The organism is Oleiphilus sp. HI0066 (assembly GCF_001635725.1).
Genome location: NZ_LWFH01000103.1, coordinates 1 through 1,110, shown reverse-complemented (window position 1 = coordinate 1,110; position 1,110 = coordinate 1). Strand labels below are relative to the sequence as shown.

The window sequence follows — 1,110 nt, the reverse complement described above, 5'->3', positions numbered from 1 at the left end:
TGGGTATTCGTCTCGTAGATAAAGAAGTATTAGAAGCAGCAGACGCCTTTGGCACGACCTCGTATCAAAAGCTATTTCAGGTTCAGCTTCCTCTAGCGATGCCAAATATCATGGCCGGAGTAAATCAAACTATTATGATGGCGCTGGCAATGGTCGTGATAGCATCAATGATTGGTGTTGCAGGCTTAGGGCAGCAGGTCTTGCGTTCGATTAACAACCAGTTCTTTGCTTTGGGCTTATTTAACGGTATCGCGATCGTGGTGCTGGCAATCATCTTTGATCGGGTATCTCAAGCGTATGCGAAACGCTCTCAAGCACATCTTGGGGGGCAGCAATGAACATGAGTGATACCTTCATTGAAATTAAATCGCTCTACAAGCTTTTCGGTGATCAAGCTGAAAAACATATGGATCTTGTTTTACAGGGGAAAACCAAAGCAGAGATTCTTGAAAAAACTGGACATACGCTTGGTCTTAAAGACATTAACATGGAGATCAAACGGGGTGAGATCTTCGTAATTATGGGGCTTTCTGGTTCTGGAAAGTCGACCTTAATTCGTCACTTTAACCGTCTGATTGAACCGAGTGCAGGGCAGATCATGTTTGATGGTGACGACGTGATGAAGCTTGATGCGAAACAGCTTCAGGAATTTCGTCGAACACGCATGTCGATGGTGTTTCAGCACTTTGGTTTGTTACCCCATAATTCGGTGATCGATAACGTCGCCTTTGGTTTGAAAACACAGGGCGTTGCGAAAGCTGAGCGACTACAGAAGGCTAAACAATGGTTAGCTGACGTCGGTTTAGAAGGGTATGAGGGACTATACCCATCACAGCTTTCAGGCGGTCAGCAGCAACGTGTTGGTCTAGCGCGAGCTTTGTGCACCGACCCAGATGTATTGTTGATGGACGAGGCTTTTTCTGCATTGGACCCTCTGATTAGAAGCGAGATGCAGGATCAATTGATTCATCTGCAAGAAAAACTCCACAAGACAATCGTTTTTATTACCCATGATTTGGACGAAGCCTTGCGTGTTGGTGATCGAATCGCGATTCTCAAAGATGGTGAGCTGGTTCAAGTCGGCGAGCCTAGTGAAATTCTTCTGCAACC

General features: G+C 45.7%; 2 protein-coding genes. Both read left to right on the top strand.

Annotated features, from left to right (window positions below):
• A partial coding sequence (locus tag A3738_RS01625) for an ABC transporter permease subunit (RefSeq protein WP_156503882.1) occupies window positions 1-338 on the top strand: 338 nt, incomplete at its 5' end.
• 2 nt (window positions 339-340) lie between these two features.
• The coding region (locus A3738_RS01620; protein WP_156503881.1) for a glycine betaine/L-proline ABC transporter ATP-binding protein at window positions 341-1,110 on the top strand (770 nt) is incomplete at its 3' end.